We start from the raw sequence: 16,722 nt of genomic DNA on the forward strand, positions 1-16,722 counted from the left end.
CCACCTAGAACGCCACCCCTCACCCGACGCGCGTCGCGCGTCGACCTCTCCCAGAGGGAGAGGTGTGGTTCCTGCGTCGCGAGGCTCAACCCGCCCGCTGCACCAACCGCTCGCCGGTCTCGACATCGAACGCATGCACGCGGCCGACCGGAATCATCAGCGACAGGGTTTCGCCCGGCACCGGCACGCGATCGGGCGGCAGGCGTGCGATCAGGGCGTGGCTGCCCAGGCGCAGATTGACGAAAACTTCGCTGCCGACCGGCTCCACCACTTCGACCACCGGCGACAGCGATGCGTCCGCCTCGGTCGCGGGCAGCAGATGTTCGGGGCGGATGCCCAGATCGACCGTGCGGCCGTTCCAGTCGGCAGGAAAACCGGCATCGCCCAGCGCGAGGGTGATGCCCGCGCCCGCGTCGAAGGTCCAGCCATCCGTGCCCTGCGACAGCGCGCCGCGCAGCACGTTCATGGCCGGACTGCCTAGGAAGGTCGCGACGAACAGGTTCGCTGGCCGTTCGTACAGCGCCATCGGCGTGTCGATCTGCTGGATGTGGCCATCCTTGAGCACGACGATGCGCTGGCCCAGCGTCATCGCTTCGATCTGGTCGTGGGTGACGTAGATCATCGTCGTGCCCAGCTTGCGATGCAGCCGGGCGATCTCGACACGCATGCCGCTTCGCAGTTTGGCGTCGAGGTTGGACAGCGGTTCGTCGAGCAGGAACACCTGCGGCTGGCGCACCAGCGCCCGGCCCAGCGCCACGCGCTGGCGCTGTCCGCCCGAGAGCTGGCCGGGCTTGCGGTCCAGCACCTTGTCGAGTTCGAGCACCTGCGCGGCTTCGTCGACGCGCGCGGCGATCTCGGTCTTCGACTGGCCGCGCAGCTTGAGACCGAACGCGAGGTTCTCGGCCACGCTCATGTGCGGATACAGCGCGTAGCTCTGGAACACCATCGCGATGTCGCGATCCTTCGGCGCCACGTCGTTGACGACGCGCTCGCCGATGGTCAGCGTGCCGTCGCTGATCGCCTCCAGTCCCGCGACCATGCGCAGCAGCGTGGATTTGCCGCAGCCCGACGGGCCCACCAGCACCAGCAGCTCGCCATCGGCGACCTCGAAAGTCGCACCGGCCACACCGACGAAACCGTTGGGGTAGACCTTCCGTACCGCGTCGAACCGCACCTGTGCCATGCACGCTCCCGTGTGTCGCAAACCCGTCGTGGATCGCATCGTGCGGCTGCCTGCGTGAACCGCGCGCCGCGATGCAATTGCGCTATTCTGGCATGTAATCGTTTCCAATCCAGCCGGCGCACGTGTGGGAGGCACAGCGTAGTGCAACGAACGACAGGTTCCATCCGCGTGCGCGCCGCCTCGCGCGCGCCAGGTGACAGCGCTGGACACGCCGCGATGGCGTGGACGTTGCGATCTGCACGCCTCCGGCGACACACTCCGTGATTACCCATCCTGAACCCGAGACGGTCCCGGCGCCCATGCACGATTCCCTGCTGTTGTTCGGCGCCACCGGCGACCTGGCGCAACGCTATCTGTTCCCGTCCCTGCTGCATCTGCTGCGCGACCGGCTGCTGCCGGACGAATTCCGCGTGATCGCGATCGCGCGCAGCGAGCACGACGACGCAAGCTTCCGCGACTGGCTGCGCGAGCGCCTCGGTGACGACTACGACACGTCGCTGGTCGACGAACTGCTGCGCCGCATCCAGTACGTGCCGGTGGACCTCGGCGATGCCGATGCGATGGCAGCGTCGCTGTCGCGCTTCGCCGACCGTCCGGCGGTCAGCTATCTGTCGACGCCGCCGAACCTGTTCGCCTCCGCGTGCCGAGGCCTCAAGGCCGCCGGTCTGCTGGAAGCGCCTTCGCGGCTGGTGCTGGAGAAGCCGATCGGCCACGACCTGGCCAGCGCGCAGGAAATCGACGCGACGTTGAAGTCCGCGCTCGACGAGTCGCGGATCTTCCGTATCGACCATTACCTGGGCAAGGCGCCGGTGCAGAACCTGCTCGCACTGCGTCTGGGCAACACCCTGCTGGAAGCCACGTGGGAACGGCGCTGGATCGAATCGGTCGACATCATCGTCGCCGAGACCGCCGGCGTGGACGGTCGCGAGGGCTACTACGCCGACTACGGCGCGCTGCGCGACATGGTGCAGAACCACATGCTGCAGCTGCTGGCGCTGATCGCGATGGAACCGCCGGCAGCGATGGACACCGACAGCATCCGCGACGAGAAGCGCAAGGTGCTACGCGCCCTGCGGCCGATGACCGCCGCCGATGCCGCGGCCGACAGCGTGCGCGGCCGCTACGGCCCGGGCGTCGTCGACGGCCAGGCCGTGCAGGGCTTCAAGCACGGCGGGCACGAGGATGTGGAGACCTTCGTCGGCCTGCGTGCGTGGATCGACAACTGGCGTTGGGCCGGCGTGCCGTTCCGCCTCGTCACTGGCAAGCGCATGCCCTCGCGCACCACCGAGGTCGTCGTGACGTTCAAGCCGGTCACGCACTGGCTCTTTGGGCCGGGCGAGCGCAAACGCGCGCGGGCCAACCAGTTGCGCGTGCGCCTGCAGCCGGAGGAGACGATCGAACTTGGCCTGATGGGCAGCCTCGCCGCGTCCGAATGGGCCGCGAACGAACTGCAGCCCATGTCGCTGGATCTGGCGATGCTGCCGCCCAAGCGCCGCATCGCCTACGAGCGTCTGATGATCGATGCACTCAAGGGCGACCAGACGCTGTTCGTGCGCGACGACGAAGTCGAGGCCGCATGGCGCTGGATTGACAGCGTCAGCGCCGCGTGGCGCGAAGCCGGCACGCCGGTGCGCGATTACCCGGCCGGCAGCTGGGGCCCGGCCGAGGCGCAGCCCTTCCTGCCGCGTACGCTGACCACTCACAACGGACGCAAATCGTGACGGCTGCGCTCGCCCTGCTCGCCGACATCGGCGGCACCAATGCGCGCTTCGCGCTGGCCGACACCAGCAGCCCGACGCCGCTGCAGCTCGACACGGTCAAGATTTTTCCGGTCGCCGACTTCCCGTCGCTGGCCGATGCGGCGCTGCATTACCTGCAGGAGATCGGCCACGACGGCAAGGGCGCATTGCCACGCGCCGTGCTCGCGGTCGCCGGTCGCGTCGACGGCGACGATGCACGCATCACCAACCATCCCTGGGTGATCTCGCGCACGCGCACGCAGCAGCGGCTCGGTATCGAAGACGTCGTGCTGACCAATGATTTCGCCGCGCAGGCGATGGCCATCCCACTGCTGCAGCCTGGCGATTTCAGCGCCATCGGCGGCGTGCCGTGGTCGGTGCCCAAGGATCCGGGCGGTCCCTGCACCTACTCGGTGATCGGTCCCGGCACGGGGCTGGGCGTGGGTGGCCTGGTGATCCGCGACGGCAAGCACTATCCGTTGGAAACCGAAGGCGGTCATGTGAGCTTTCCGCCGGGCACGCCTGAGGAGACTGCGATTCTCGAACGCCTGTCGGCGCAGTTCGGCCGCGTGTCCAACGAGCGCCTGATCTGCGGTCCCGGCCTGGTCAACATCCATCGCGCACTGAGCGAAATCGCCGGTGTCGATCCGGGCCCGATGCAGCCGGCCGACATCACCGCGCGCGCGCAGGATGGCGACGCCCGCTGCGCGCGTGCGGTCGACGTGTTCTGCGCGGTGTTCGGCGCGATCGCAGGCGACCTCGTGCTGACGCTCGGCGCCTGGGACGGCGTGTTTCTGACCGGTGGCCTGGTGCCGAAGATGCTCGATTCGATCCGTCATTCGGGCTTCCGCCAGCGCTTCGAACACAAGGGCCGCTTCTCGCCGAACATGGGCCGCGTGCCCAGCGTCGCGGTGCTGCATCCGCATGCCGGCCTGCTCGGCGCAGCCGCAATCGCCACACGCAGGGCCGCCGCATGACGCCGACCGGCGCATCGCCCTTTGGCATCGCCGGCGGAATCGGCGACGATGGGCGCATGCAGCTGCACGCCTACGAATCGGCGACCCAGTGGACCTGGGGCGCCGCGATTGCGATCTCGTCCGCCATTGCCCGCGATCTGGAGCAGAAGCCGCGTGCGCGCCTGCTGCTGTCCGGTGGCAAGACGCCGGGCCCGGTCTACGCCGCGCTGTCGAAGTCACCGCTGGCATGGGATCGCGTCGATGTCGCGCTGGTCGACGAGCGCTGGCTGCTGCCCGACGATCCCGACAGCAATGCGCGCCTGCTGCGCGAGACGTTGATCCAGAACAAAGCGCAGAAGGCGCGGCTGGAAACCATCACCCGCGCAGGCCGTCCGTTCGACGAAGCCGTTTCCACCGCCAATCTGCACGCGCGTCAGCCCGCTGGTGTGGTCGTGCTGGGCATGGGCGACGACGGCCATACCGCGTCGCTGTTTCCCGGCATGGTCGATCTCGATTCGGCGCTCGCGTCCACGTCACCGTATGTCGGCGTCGATGCCGGTGGCAGTCCCGGTGCGGGCAGCTGGCAGCGTCGGGTGAGCCTGACGCCGACCGGTCTCGAGCCCGCGCACACGCGCATCCTGCTGATCCGCGGCGAGAAGAAGCGCGCCCTGCTCGACCGCCTGCTGCAGAGCGACGACGCCATCGAATTCCCCGCGCGTATCGCCTTTACCACCCCGGGCGCGAAGCTCCACGTCCACTGGTGCCCGTGACCCGCGCACGGGCGCGCATGCGCACCCTTTTCGACCGTTGCGCGCAGTGCGATCCGCGCGCCCCCGCCCATCCCCCGGGCGCCCGTCCCTCTCATCGCCGCCGCCCATGAGCCTGCATCCCGTCGTCCAGTCCGTCACCGAACGCATCCGCAAGCGCAGCGCGCCGTCGCGGCAGGCGTATCTCGAAGGCATCGCGCGCATGCGCGACGAGGGGCCGCTGCGCGGTCACCTGAGTTGCGCCAATCTCGCGCACGGCTTCGCCGCCTGCGGGCCGGTCGACAAGTCGCGCCTGCGCAACGGGCCGACCGCGAACCTCGGCATCGTCACCGCGTACAACGACATGCTGTCAGCGCATCAGCCCTACGAGCCGTATCCGGAATTCATCCGCGAAACCGCACGTGCGCTGGGCCATACCGCGCAGGTCGCGGGCGGCGTGCCGGCGATGTGCGACGGCGTGACCCAAGGCCGCGCCGGCATGGAGCTGTCGCTGTTCTCGCGCGACGTCATTGCCCAGGCCACCGCGATCGCGCTGTCGCACGACATGTTCGACAGCAGCGTGTATCTGGGCATCTGCGACAAGATCGTGCCCGGCCTGCTGATCGGCGCACTGGCCTACGGCCATCTGCCGGCGATCTTCATTCCCGGCGGCCCGATGACACCGGGCGTACCGAACAAGACCAAGGCCGAAGTGCGCGAGCGCTTCGCCGCCGGCGAGGCCACGCGCGAGGAACTGCTGCAGGTCGAATCCGATTCCTATCACGGCCCCGGCACCTGCACCTTCTACGGCACCGCGAATTCCAACCAGACGCTGCTCGAGGCCATGGGCGTGCAGCTGCCGAGCGCGGCATTCATCAATCCGGGCACGCCGCTGCGCGAAGCCTTTACCCGCGAAGCGGTCGAACGCGCGCTGTCGATCACCGCACTCGGCGACGACTACCGCCCCTTGGGCCAGCTGATCGACGAACGCGCGATCGTCAACGCGGTCGCGATGCTGATGGCCACCGGCGGCTCGACCAACCACACCATCCACTGGATCGCGGTCGCGCGCGCGGCCGGCATCGTGCTGACCTGGGACGACATGGACCAGCTCTCGCAGGCCGTGCCGCTGCTGGCGCGCGTGTATCCGAACGGCGAAGCCGACGTGAACCGCTATCACGCAGCCGGCGGCAACGCCTACGTGTTCCGGGAACTGCTCGACGCCGGCCTGATGCACGGCGATCTGCCGACGATCGTCGACGGCGGCATGGCGCGCTACGGCGAAGAGCCCAAGCTCGAAGGCGACCGCATCCGCTACGAACCCGGCCCGGCGGTCAGCGGTGACGACGGCGTGCTGCGTCCGGTGTCGGCACCGTTCGAAGCGCACGGCGGCCTGCGTCTGCTGCGCGGCAACCTCGGCCGTTCGCTGATCAAGCTGTCGGCGGTGAAGCCGGAGTTCCGCACCATCGAAGCGCCGGCCGTCGTCGTCGATGCGCCGCAGGCCCTCAACCGCCTGCACGCCGCCGGTGCGCTGCCGCGCGATTTCGTCGCCGTCGTGCGCTATCAGGGGCCGAAGGCCAACGGCATGCCGGAACTGCATTCGCTGGCACCGCTGCTGGGCATGCTCCAGAACCAGGGCCGGCGCGTCGCGCTGATCACCGACGGTCGTCTGTCGGGCGCGTCGGGCAAGATTCCGGCCGCGATCCACATGACCCCCGAGGCCGCACGCGGCGGGCCGCTCGCGTTCGTGCGCGAAGGCGACATCATCCGTCTCGACGGCGAGGCCGGCACGCTCGAAGCGCTGGTCGATCCGGCCGAATGGCAGCGCCGCACCGCCGCGCCGGATACCGCACCCGCGCCCACCGACCACGGCCGCAACCTGTTCGGCTTCAATCGCGCGAACGTGTCGCCCGCCGATCAGGGCGCGCTGTCGATCTCCTGCGGCCCGGCCACCACCGACGGCAGCGCGTGGCACTACGATGCCGAATACGACCTGGGCGCTGACGAAGCAGCGCTCGATGCGCCACACGATTCCAAGGACGCCTGACACGATGCCCAACGTTTCCACCATGTCCGAGCGCCAGCAGCGCGCCGCCGATTTCCTGCGCAAGGCCGGCGTGTTGCCGGTGATCACCGTGCACACGCTCGACGAAGCGCGTGCGATCGCCGATTCGCTGCTCGAAGGCGGCTTGAACACGCTTGAACTCACGCTGCGCACGCCGGTCGCGATCGACGCGCTGGCGATGCTCAAGCGCGAGCGCCCGGACATCGTCATCGGCGCCGGCACGATCCTCAACGCCGACAACATCCGCGCGTCGATCGACGCCGGCGCGGACTTCCTGGTCACGCCCGGCACGCCGCCGGCGCTCGCCGATGCACTGGCCGAAGCCGACATTCCGGTGGTGCCCGGCGCCGCGACGCCGACCGAGTTCATGGCGCTGCGCGAGCGCGGCTTCCGCAACTGCAAGCTGTTCCCGGCCAGCGCCGTCGGCGGTCTCGCGATGCTCAAGGGCCTCGCCGGTCCGCTGCACGACATGCGCTTCTGCCCGACCGGCGGCATCTCCGAATCCAACGCCGCCGAGTTCCTGTCGCAGCCGAACGTGCTGTGCATCGGCGGCTCGTGGATGCTCGACAAGGGCTGGCTGGAAGTCGGCGACTACGCCCGCGTCCGCGAGACCGCGTCTCGTGCGGCGCAGATCGTGCGGGACGTTCGGGGCTGAGGGAGACGCGGTCCTCAGCGCCCCTCAGGACTGGCGGGTTCGAGCGGAACTGCATCGCGCGTCATCCCGGCGCACGCCGGAGGCGCTTCTCGACAGCCGAATGGCTGGTCATCCAGTCACTCCGGCTGCAGTCACGACAGCTCAGACAGTCGGACTCTGACCATGGATCGCGTGTCTTCTTGATCACGCCTCAACGCGTTGGATGTCCAACCATTCGTCTGTCGAACGACGTTTCGGGCCAGCGATGGGCTGACGACTTCGGCCTTCCCCGCCTGTCGCCGCCAGTGCTGATAGGACCGCGTCAAACCCACACCGCAACGCAGCATGTAACCGCTTCCAGCGAGTGGTAGCGTCCGCTTTCCAGTCGCGGACCACGCATGCATGGCAATCAGATCCGGGTGTCCTGAAGCGCGCGTCGGCCAAGCCCGGCATCGCCGGCATGTCGCGTCGATCCTGCTCGGCGCCCTGCTCGTCTCGGCATCGACTGCAGCCGCCGCGACATCCCTGCCGCCCCGCAGCGCATGGACCGCCTCGGCCTCGTCGACGCAGGTCGACGCCTTGGCACCGCAGCACGCCATCGACGGCGATCCCAGGACGCGCTGGGGCGGTTCCTTCCTGCCCGGCCACTGGTTCCAGGTGGATCTGGGAAGACCGTCCGACGTCGGTGGCGTCGCGATTCTCTGGGACAGCGGATTCCCGGTGCGCTGGACGCTCGAAACCTCGCTCGACGGCACACAGTGGGACATCGCCTACACCAGCACCGATTCGCGCGGCGACACCGACCTCATCGTGTTTCCCGCGCGCAGTGCGCGCTACGTGCGCATCGCCAGCCCGTCGAAGTCGTCCGACTGGGCGACGTCGATCTTCGAGTTCGAGCCGATCGCGGGCGATGCGGCACCGCAGCTCGACGGCCTGGCAGCCGGCGTCGACGGCGCCACGCTGTTCGCCGCGGACGCAAAGCCGGGCGTCGTCGACGCTGCAGGCCCCAGGCCCGGCACGCGGCAACTCGATCTCGCACTGCCTCGTGCAGACCAGATCGCCGGCCTCGAAGTCTGGTGGAGCGGTCCGCGCAACGGCGCGACGCTCGAAGCGCGCGATGCCGATGGCCAGTGGCGCGCGCTGGCCGAAGATCCCGGCCACGACGGCACGCGCTCGTGGCTCGCAGGCGACGTCCCGCTGTCGCCGACCGCCCTGCGCCTCGTCGTCGGCGAGGTCGACGGCCGTCCGCCCGCGATCGCCCGTCTGCGCCTGCTCGGCCCCAAGCAACTGCTGACGCCGACCCGGCGTTACGAGATCGCAGCCTCGCGTACGCATGGCGCGCTGTTTCCGTCGTCGCTGCACCAGCAGCAGGTCTACTGGACGGCACTGGGCATTCCCGCCGGCCGGCAGAAATCGCTGCTCGACGCCTACGGCAACCTCGAACCCTTCAAGGGCGGCCCGATGCTGCAGGCCGTCTGGCGCGGCAGTGACGGCAAGGCGCGTGTCGCCGACAACGATCCGCAGCGCCGCCACGCCCTGCGCGAGCGCTGGATGCCGATGCCGTCGGTCGAGTGGCAGGGCCAGCGCGATCTGACGATCCGCAACGAGGCCTTCGCACTCGAACAGAACGGACAGCCGGTGACGCTGATGCGCTACCGCCTGCACAACCGCGGACGCCGGTCGATCGACGGCGCGCTGTCGCTGCTGGTGCGCCCGCTGCAGGTGAATCCGCCGTGGCAGCACGGCGGCTGGTCGCCGATCCGGCAGCTCGCGATCGACGAAGTCGCAGGCCACACGCGCGTGCGCGTCGACGGTCGCACCCTGCTGACCTCGATGACGCCGGTCGGCGCTGCCGGCGCCGCGCCGTTCGGGGCGCACGGCGAAACCGAGATCACCGCCGATGCCGCGCGCGGCACGCCGCCCGCTGCGCGTGAAGCGTCGGACGCCGCCGGACTCGCCGCCGGCATGCTCACATATCCGGTGCGGATCGCACCGGGCGCCACGCAGGACATCGTCATCGCGCTGCCGCTGGGCACGACCGCGCTCGATCCTGCAAAGGGCGAACTGACCGAACCCCCGGCGCTCGATCTCGCCGCGCTCACCGGCGATGCCGCAACGCCCTCGGAGGCTTTCGATGCGAACGCCGCGCGCATCGCCGCCGGCTGGACCGACCGCTTCGACACCTTCGACATTCGCCTGCCCGACCAGGACCTCGTCGACATGCTGCGCGCGCAGGGCGCGTACATGCTGATCAACCAGACCGGCCCGGCGATGCAGCCCGGCCCGCGCAATTACAACCGCTCGTTCCTGCGCGATGGCGCGGCGACGGCCGCGGTGCTGCTGCGCATGGGCCAGCCGCAGATCGCGCGCGATTACCTGCGCTGGTACACCGACCACGCGCTCAATCCGAACGGCATGATCTCGCCGATCCTCAACGAGGACGGCAGCATCAATCGCGGCTTCGGGTCGGACGTCGAATACGACAGCCAGGGCCAGTACATCCAGCTCGTCGCTGATGTCGCGCGACTCGACGGCGGCCCCGACACGGTGCGCGAGTACCTGCCGGCGGTGACCGCCGCGATGCGCTTCCTGCAGGAACTGCGGGAACGCACGCTCGTCGCCGGCTACATGGGCACGCATCCGGCGCCGGAACGTTTCCACGGCATCCTCGCGCCGTCGATCAGCCACGAAGGCTATTCCACGCCGACCCACAGCTACTGGGACGACTTCTACGGCATCAAGGGCTGGCATGACGGCGCCTGGCTCGCCGATGCGCTCGGCGACGCGGAGACCGCAGGCTGGGCGCGCGAACAGGGGCGTCTGCTGTCGGACTCGGTCGCCGCCTCGCTGCGCGCGACGATCGCGTGGAAAGGCATCGACTTCATTCCGTCGTCGGCGGATCTCGGCGACAGCGATCCGACCAGCGTATCGATCGCGCTCGATCCCACCGGCGCGCGCCACGTGCTGCCCGAGCGCGAACTGCGCACCACCTTCGACCGCTATCTCGCCAAACAGTTCGGCGAGCGCAGCGGCCCGGATGCGCTGTGGGCCTACACGCCGTACGAAGTGCGCAACGTGCTGACCTTCGTGCATCTCGACCGGCCGGCCGATGCGCAGACCGTGCTGCAGGGCCTGCTCGCCGACCGCCGTCCGCACGCGTGGCAGATGTGGCCCGAGGTCGTGCATTCGCGGCCGCGCTATCCCGGCTACATCGGCGACATGCCGCATACGTGGATCGGCGCCGAATACGCACGCACGCTCGTCGGCATGCTGCTGCACGAGGGCGACGACGGCCTGCAGCTGTTGCCGGGTGCGCCCACGGCCTGGCTCGATGGCGACGGCCTGTCGGTGCGTGCGCTGCCGACCGCGTTCGGGCCGCTGACGATGGCGGCGAAACAGTCCGGCGAGCAGCTCGACATCACGCTCGGCGATGGCCTGCAGGACACGGTGCCGGTGCAGGTGATCTGGCCGAACCGCACGCGGCCCACGTCGGTGCGGGTCGATGGCCGCGCGGTGGACGATTACGACGCGCGCGGCGTGCGCCTGTCGAAGCCGTTCCGGAGCCTCGAAGCGCGCTGGTAAGCCAGCGCGCTTCGCCCATCGTCAGTCCAGACGACGCGCCGGCAGCGTCAGTGCGGCGCGCTCACCTGCATCGGTGGCCGACTGTCCGAGTACCACAGTGTAGTCGCCGGCGTCGATCCGCCAGCTGCGGTCGTCGGGGTGGTAGTCCGCGAACAGTCGCGGCGCCAGCTCGACTTCGACCTCGCGTGTTTCGCCCGGCTGCAGTTCGACGCGGTCCCAGCCGGCCAGACGCAGCGGCGTGGCATGGCCCTGCGGCAGATGCACGTAGAGCTGCGGCACCGCGGCGCCTGCACGTTCGCCTGTGTTGCGCACGCTGAAGCGCGCGAGGATGCGCGCCCCGTCCGCGCGCAGCTGCAGGCCCGATGTCGCGAACGTCGTGTACGACAGACCGTGGCCGAACGCGTAGCGCGGCGTCAGTCCCTTGGCCGCGAACCAGCGGTAGCCGACGTTGGCGCCTTCGATGTCGTAATCGATCGTGTCCTCGGGTTTGTCCGCAGGCTTGAAGCCGAGCCCGGGAATCGTGGGCCGTGGCAGCTGCGAGACATCGACCGGCCAGGTCACCGGCAGATGTCCGGACGGATTCGCCGCGCCGGTCAGCAGACGCGCGATGGCTTCGCCGCCGCGGATGCCGGGATACCAGGCCTGCAGCACGCCGGGTACCGCATCGAGCCACGGCAGTTCGACCGGCCCGTTGGTCTGCAGCACGACCACGCTGCGCGGGTTGGCCGCGGCGACGGCGGCGATCAATGCGTCCTGGTCATCGGGCAGGCGCATGTCCGGCAGGTCGACCGATTCGGCGGCCCACTGGGTGGCGAACACGATGGCGACATCGGCCTCGCGTGCGAGCCGTGCGGCTGCTGCGCGATCGCGACCGTCGGCGTAGTCGATGCGCGCATCCGGCAGCGCGTCGCGCAGCGCGAGCAGCGGCGACGAGGGCTGGAACATCACCGGACCCGGCCAGGTCGTCGGCGCCAGTCCGTTGACGGCGCTGGTGCCGCGCGACGTCCAGCCGACCATCGACGAACCGCCGCCGGCGATCACGCCCTTATCGGCGTGTCCGCCGATCACCGCGATGCGGCGCACGCCGGGTGCGAGCGGCAGTACGCCGTTCTCGTTGCGCAACAGCACCGCACCGGCTTCGGCCGTGCGCTGCGCCACATCGAAGCCGATTGCATCGAGCGCGTCGTCGACCGGCTGGCGGTGCGGCGGGTGTTCGAACGCACCGACGGCGATGAAGCTGCGCAGGATGCGGTGGACCATGTCGTCGAGCCGCGCCTGCGGCACCACGCCGGCGCCGACCGCCATGCGCAGGGGCACGTCGAAATACACGGCCTTGTCGAACACCTCGCCCGCCGACTGCTGGTCGAGACCGGCGTTCGCGGCCTTCGATGCGCTGTGCACACCGCCCCAGTCCGACATCACGTAGCCGGGGTAGCGCCAGTCGCGCTTGAGCACGTTGTTGAGCAGTTCGTCGTGCTCGCAGCCGTAAGTGCCGTTGATGCGGTTGTAGCTGCACATCACCGAGCCGGGCTGGCCGATCTCGATCGCGACGTAGAACGCGAGCAGGTCGGATTCGTGCATCGCCCGGTCGCCGATCTCCGCGCTGTGGAAATTGCGCGCGGTCTCCATGTCGTTGAGCGCGTAGTGCTTCATCGTCGACAGCACGTGCTGCGACTGCACGCCGCGGATCGACTCGCCGACCAGGGTGCCGGCGAGCAACGGATCCTCACCGGCGTATTCGAAGTTGCGGCCGTTGCGCGGATCGCGCTGCAGATTGACGCTGCCGGCCAGCAGGACGTTGAAGCCCTGCCGCCAGGCCTCACGGCCCATGGTCTCGCCGCCCTTGAAGGCGATGTCGCGGCTCCAGGTCGACGCGGTCATCGGGCCCGAGGGCATCGCCGTCGCGTGATCGCCTGCGCGCGCGCCGCCGGGATTGGTCACGCCGAGGCCGGCATCCACCAGACCCTGCGCCGGAACACCCAGGCGCGGAATCGGCGCCACGTAACCGGCGGCGGTGAGCGCCTCGTCAGGCTTCTTCTCGCCGATCGCGAAACGGCTGCGGATCAGCGCGAATTTCTCGTCCTGCGTCATCGCCGCAACGAGTAGTGCGGCGCGCGCGTCCGGCGACTTGCCGGCGTCCATCCACGGCTGCGCGTCCGTCGCGTCCTGCGCGAACGCGGGCGCGGACGCGGCCACCAGCAACGCGCACACCAGCGTGCGCGTCGACGTCTGGGTCTTCATCGAACTCCCCTCCCCTCGAATGTGGTGCAGGCGCGGCCCATGCGCGCGACAGGTCTCGCGTGGACGACCCGTCGCGGCCATGGGCCGCGCCTGCAGATCAGTGACCCGCGGACGCGCGTTCTCGGGCGCGTCCACGGGGTGTCATGTCTCAGCCCGCGCCGGCGATCCGCACCTTCGCGCCGGCGCGCGTGATGCGCAGTTCGTTGCCGTCCCACTGCGCCGCCTGGCCGTCGATCGTCGTCGCGCCCGGCACGCTCTCGTAGGGCCACTGCAGCACCAGTCCGCCTTCCGGCAGACCGCTGTCGGCGGCGATGTCGAGCAGCAGCGCATCACCTTCGCGGCGCAGCGAGTAGCCCACCGTGCCCTGCGGCGTGCGCATACCGCGCAGCGCCACGCCTTCGTTCAACCAGTCGGCGGGCACGCCGGCGGCGAGCACGAGGCTGTCATCGACCTCGCGCACGTAGGCGAACATGTCCAGTGCGGAGCGCACGAAATCCGAACCGACCCAGGCATGCGGCAGGTCGCCGAGGAAGAACGGCACGCGCGGCGTCGGCGTCACCACTTCGCCCCACTGGTTCCACGGCTGGGGCGCGCGATGGCCGAAGAACCACTCGCGCACTTCGGTTGCACGCTCGCGCCAGCCCAGGCGCACGAACGCGGCGACATTACGCCATTCGTAGGGCGTGTAGTTCTTCCATTCCAGCGTGCCGTCGCGACGGCCGGAGAACTGCGTCCAGTAGCGCTCGAAGGTGTTGGTCAGCAGCGGCTCGGGCAGACGGCCCTGCTCGCCACCGGGCGCGAGCGCGATCGTCGTCGAGGTCGCGTCGAAATCACCGAGCTCGGCGGCGCCAGGCAGGAAGTCGATGCCGTGCTGCTCGGCGGCCTTGCGCAGCGAGGCGTCCAGATCGACGCGGAACTCGTCGCGCGCGACGGCCATGCGCTTGGCGTCGTCGGGCTTGCCCAGCGCCTCGGCGATCTCCACCGCGTCCTTGTAGCCGCGCAGCGCCCAGAAGTTGTCCCAGTACGAATGCATCGGCTTGGCCGAATAGCCTTCGTGGCTGATCGAGGCCGGCATCATCCCGTAGAAGGCCGCGTTGAGTTTGCGGTTCTCCTCGGTGCGCTCGCTGGCGCGCAGTTCTTCCATGTAGGTGTACGCGCCCAGCACGTGCGGCCACATTTTCTGCAGGAAGGCGTCGTCGCCGGTGTAGCGCCAGTACTCGGCGATGTTGAAAATCAGCTCGCCGTGGCTGTCGTTCTCGGGCACCGGATCGCTGCCGCGATCGTCGACGCAGCACGGCACCTTGCCGTTGTCGAACTGGTACGGCGCATAGAACTCGACGTAGTCCTTGACCACTTCCGGACGGCCCATGCGCAGCAGGCCTTCGGAGATCATCGCGCCGTCGCGGATCCAGCTGCGCGCGTACGAGCGCGTGCCCGGCTGCAGACGCGGCCCGATGCGCGAGATCAGCATGTGCGCCAGCGACGTGCGCAGCGTGTCGGCCAGATCCTTGCCCGCTGCCGGCACGTCGAAGCCGACTTCATCGAGCTTGCCGTGCCACTCGCGCGCCATCGCGTCCTGCATCGACTGCGCGTTCCAGTTCGCCGGGGCGCTTGCCATCTCGCCGGTCATCGGAATCAGCAGATCGAACTCGCGCGATTCGCCCGGCGCCAGACGCACGGTGTAGACCAGTGCGCCGGAGGCCATGGCCTGCGGATCTTCGACTTCGGTGGTCGTTGGCCAGGCGCCGGTCGCCAGATGCTCGACGTCCATGCCGGCATCGAACGTAGTCGCGAACGCGGCCTGCGCCGGCTGGCGCGCGAACACGCGCGGCGTGCCGTCGACGCGCACGCCATCGGTGCTCACGGCGAGCTGTCGCAGCGGACTGACACCGCCGGTGATGTTGAGGAACTGGGTCGGCGGATTGACCTGCATCGGCCGCACCGCGAGCGCGAGCTGGTAATCGCGCGCTTCGCCGCCCGGATTGCTGAGCCGGTAACGCGCGACCAGCTGCGAATCCTCCGGCGTGCCGCGGGCGAAGCCGGTCACGCGCAGGCCCAGCGCATCGTGGGTCCAGTCGACGCTCGGGATCGGCAGGTAATCATCCTGCAAGGTCTGCACGATTTTCGCGTCGGCCCAGGTCACCAGCGTGTCGCCGACGCGCACGAAGGGTTCGATCGAGAACCCGCCGGCGGCGACTTCGATCGCACCGTCTTCGCCGATCAGGCCCTGCTGCAGGCCACCGTCGATGCCGAGGATCGTCCAGTAGGTCTGCTCGCCGCTGAAACCGCGCGGAAACTGGCCCTTGGGCCGGTCCTTGGCGACCGCTTCGAGCACGTCGTTGGGATGCTCGGACATCCCCAGCGGTTGCACGGCGATCTCCGCCAGCGCGAAACCGTCGGCCGGTCCTGCGCGCAGATCGAGGCCGATGTAGCGCGCCTCGGCTTCCGGCAGCGCCAGCCAGTCGACGTCGCCATTGCCTTCGGTCACTTCACGCACCGGTGTCCACTGCTCGCCATCGGCGGACAGCGACACGGCGTAGCTCGACGCATGACGACCGGGCTGCCACTGCAGGCGCAGGCCACCGAACTCGCGCACCTTGCCGAGATCGAGCACCACGTTCTGCGGCGCCGCCGCGGTGATCCACGCGCTCTCGGCGTTGCCGTCGACGAGGTTGCCCACGCCCTCGGGTGTCGTCGTCGACGCGGCGCTGGCGGTCAGCGGCGACGTGTCGTCGGGCGGCAGCGTTTCGAACGTGAGCTGGTCGAAACAGACCGTGCCCTTGCCACCGGCGTTGTTGTAGATCGTGAACTCGAGTTTCTCGGTCGCGCGCAGGGTCTTGTCCTCTTCCGGACCCCAGGCCTTGTCGATATGGCGCTTGCGGTAGCGGACGTCGGTCCAGTCGGTCGGAAAGTCGTACTTCGGCCGGTTGACCCACCACACGTTGTCGCCGCTGGCATCGATGACCTTGAACTGCAGATCGTTGGCCGGTGATTCGCCGCGCATGCGGAACGCGAAGCGGTAGTTCTCCGGGTAGGTCATCTCCAGATCGCGCTGGATGCCGACATGGCCGGACACGCCGTTGTAGTCGTAGTCCAGACACAACGCCTTGCCGCCTTCGACATCGACCTGGCGCAGCGTGCCGGTGACCTGGTTCGAGGTCACGACGGTCCACGTCGACGGATCATCGAAGTCGTCGAGGATGCGGATGCCCTCGCCCGCTGCAGGCGCGGCGGCGTCGCCGGTCGGCGTGGGAGAAACGTTGCAGGCCGCGAGCGCGGTGGTCAGCGCGACGATGCCGGCGACGCGTGCGATGCGGAAACGGTTGGACGACGCGACGGCGACGTCAGCCAGCGTCATGTCGGTGTCGGCAGGCGCGCGCGTGGCGCGGGTGTCGAGGGTCTTCATGCGGTGCGGTGGCTCCGTGGTTCGGACGGGTACGAATTCAGATCGGATTCTCGCGTCGACTTCGGCTCGAAAGCACTCGGTCGAGACACTTCTGCTGCCATCCATGGCGCCACATGTCTGACCCCGGAACGCCCTGCCCGGCCATCCCTGGCCGGGCGTTCGGTCGAGCG

The 16,722-nt window shown here is 69.2% G+C and carries 9 protein-coding genes; 6 read left to right on the forward strand and 3 right to left on the reverse strand.

Going from position 1 to position 16,722, the window contains the following annotated elements:
- Positions 1-85: 85 nt before the first annotated feature.
- On the reverse strand, positions 86-1,183 hold the full coding sequence (locus LU699_RS01065; RefSeq protein WP_232138078.1) for an ABC transporter ATP-binding protein: 1,098 nt from the start codon (positions 1,181-1,183) through the stop codon (positions 86-88).
- Between the two features lie 299 nt (positions 1,184-1,482).
- Here LU699_RS01065 and zwf point away from each other — a divergent pair, with 299 nt between their 5' ends.
- From zwf to LU699_RS01095, 6 genes are all read left to right on the forward strand, one after another.
- A complete protein-coding gene (zwf, locus tag LU699_RS01070) occupies positions 1,483-2,904 on the forward strand; it encodes a glucose-6-phosphate dehydrogenase (protein WP_232138079.1) in 1,422 nt (473 codons plus the stop codon).
- Complete coding sequence (glk, locus tag LU699_RS01075) at positions 2,901-3,899, forward strand: glucokinase (protein ID WP_232580453.1); 999 nt, start codon at positions 2,901-2,903, stop codon at positions 3,897-3,899. Before zwf ends, glk begins: the two co-directional genes overlap by 4 nt.
- Positions 3,896-4,648, forward strand: a complete 753-nt coding sequence (pgl, locus tag LU699_RS01080; RefSeq protein ID WP_232138081.1) for a 6-phosphogluconolactonase — start codon at positions 3,896-3,898, stop codon at positions 4,646-4,648. The genes glk and pgl overlap by 4 nt, the downstream gene beginning before the upstream one ends.
- 106 nt (positions 4,649-4,754) lie before the next feature.
- The gene (edd, locus tag LU699_RS01085) at positions 4,755-6,671 is read left to right on the forward strand and encodes a phosphogluconate dehydratase (protein ID WP_232138082.1); all 1,917 of its coding nucleotides are present in this window, start codon (positions 4,755-4,757) and stop codon (positions 6,669-6,671) included.
- Positions 6,672-6,693: 22 nt separating this feature from the next.
- Positions 6,694-7,344: a bifunctional 4-hydroxy-2-oxoglutarate aldolase/2-dehydro-3-deoxy-phosphogluconate aldolase gene (locus tag LU699_RS01090; protein ID WP_232138215.1), complete on the forward strand. Its 651-nt coding sequence runs from the start codon at positions 6,694-6,696 to the stop codon at positions 7,342-7,344.
- A gap of 381 nt (positions 7,345-7,725) precedes the next feature.
- Complete coding sequence (locus LU699_RS01095) at positions 7,726-10,905, forward strand: discoidin domain-containing protein (RefSeq protein ID WP_232580454.1); 3,180 nt, start codon at positions 7,726-7,728, stop codon at positions 10,903-10,905.
- Positions 10,906-10,926: 21 nt separating this feature from the next.
- Here the strand turns inward: LU699_RS01095 and LU699_RS01100 are convergent, their stop codons facing one another.
- Together LU699_RS01100 and LU699_RS01105 are read right to left on the reverse strand one after the other, a co-directional pair.
- Entirely contained in the window at positions 10,927-13,146 is a 2,220-nt protein-coding gene (locus LU699_RS01100) for a beta-glucosidase family protein (protein WP_232138084.1), read from the reverse strand.
- A 148-nt stretch (positions 13,147-13,294) separates the two neighbouring features.
- Entirely contained in the window at positions 13,295-16,552 is a 3,258-nt protein-coding gene (locus LU699_RS01105) for a discoidin domain-containing protein (protein WP_232138085.1), read from the reverse strand.
- Positions 16,553-16,722: the final 170 nt, after the last annotated feature.

It is taken from the genome of Luteimonas fraxinea (assembly GCF_021233355.1).
Taxonomy (GTDB): Bacteria; Pseudomonadota; Gammaproteobacteria; order Xanthomonadales; family Xanthomonadaceae; genus Luteimonas; species Luteimonas fraxinea.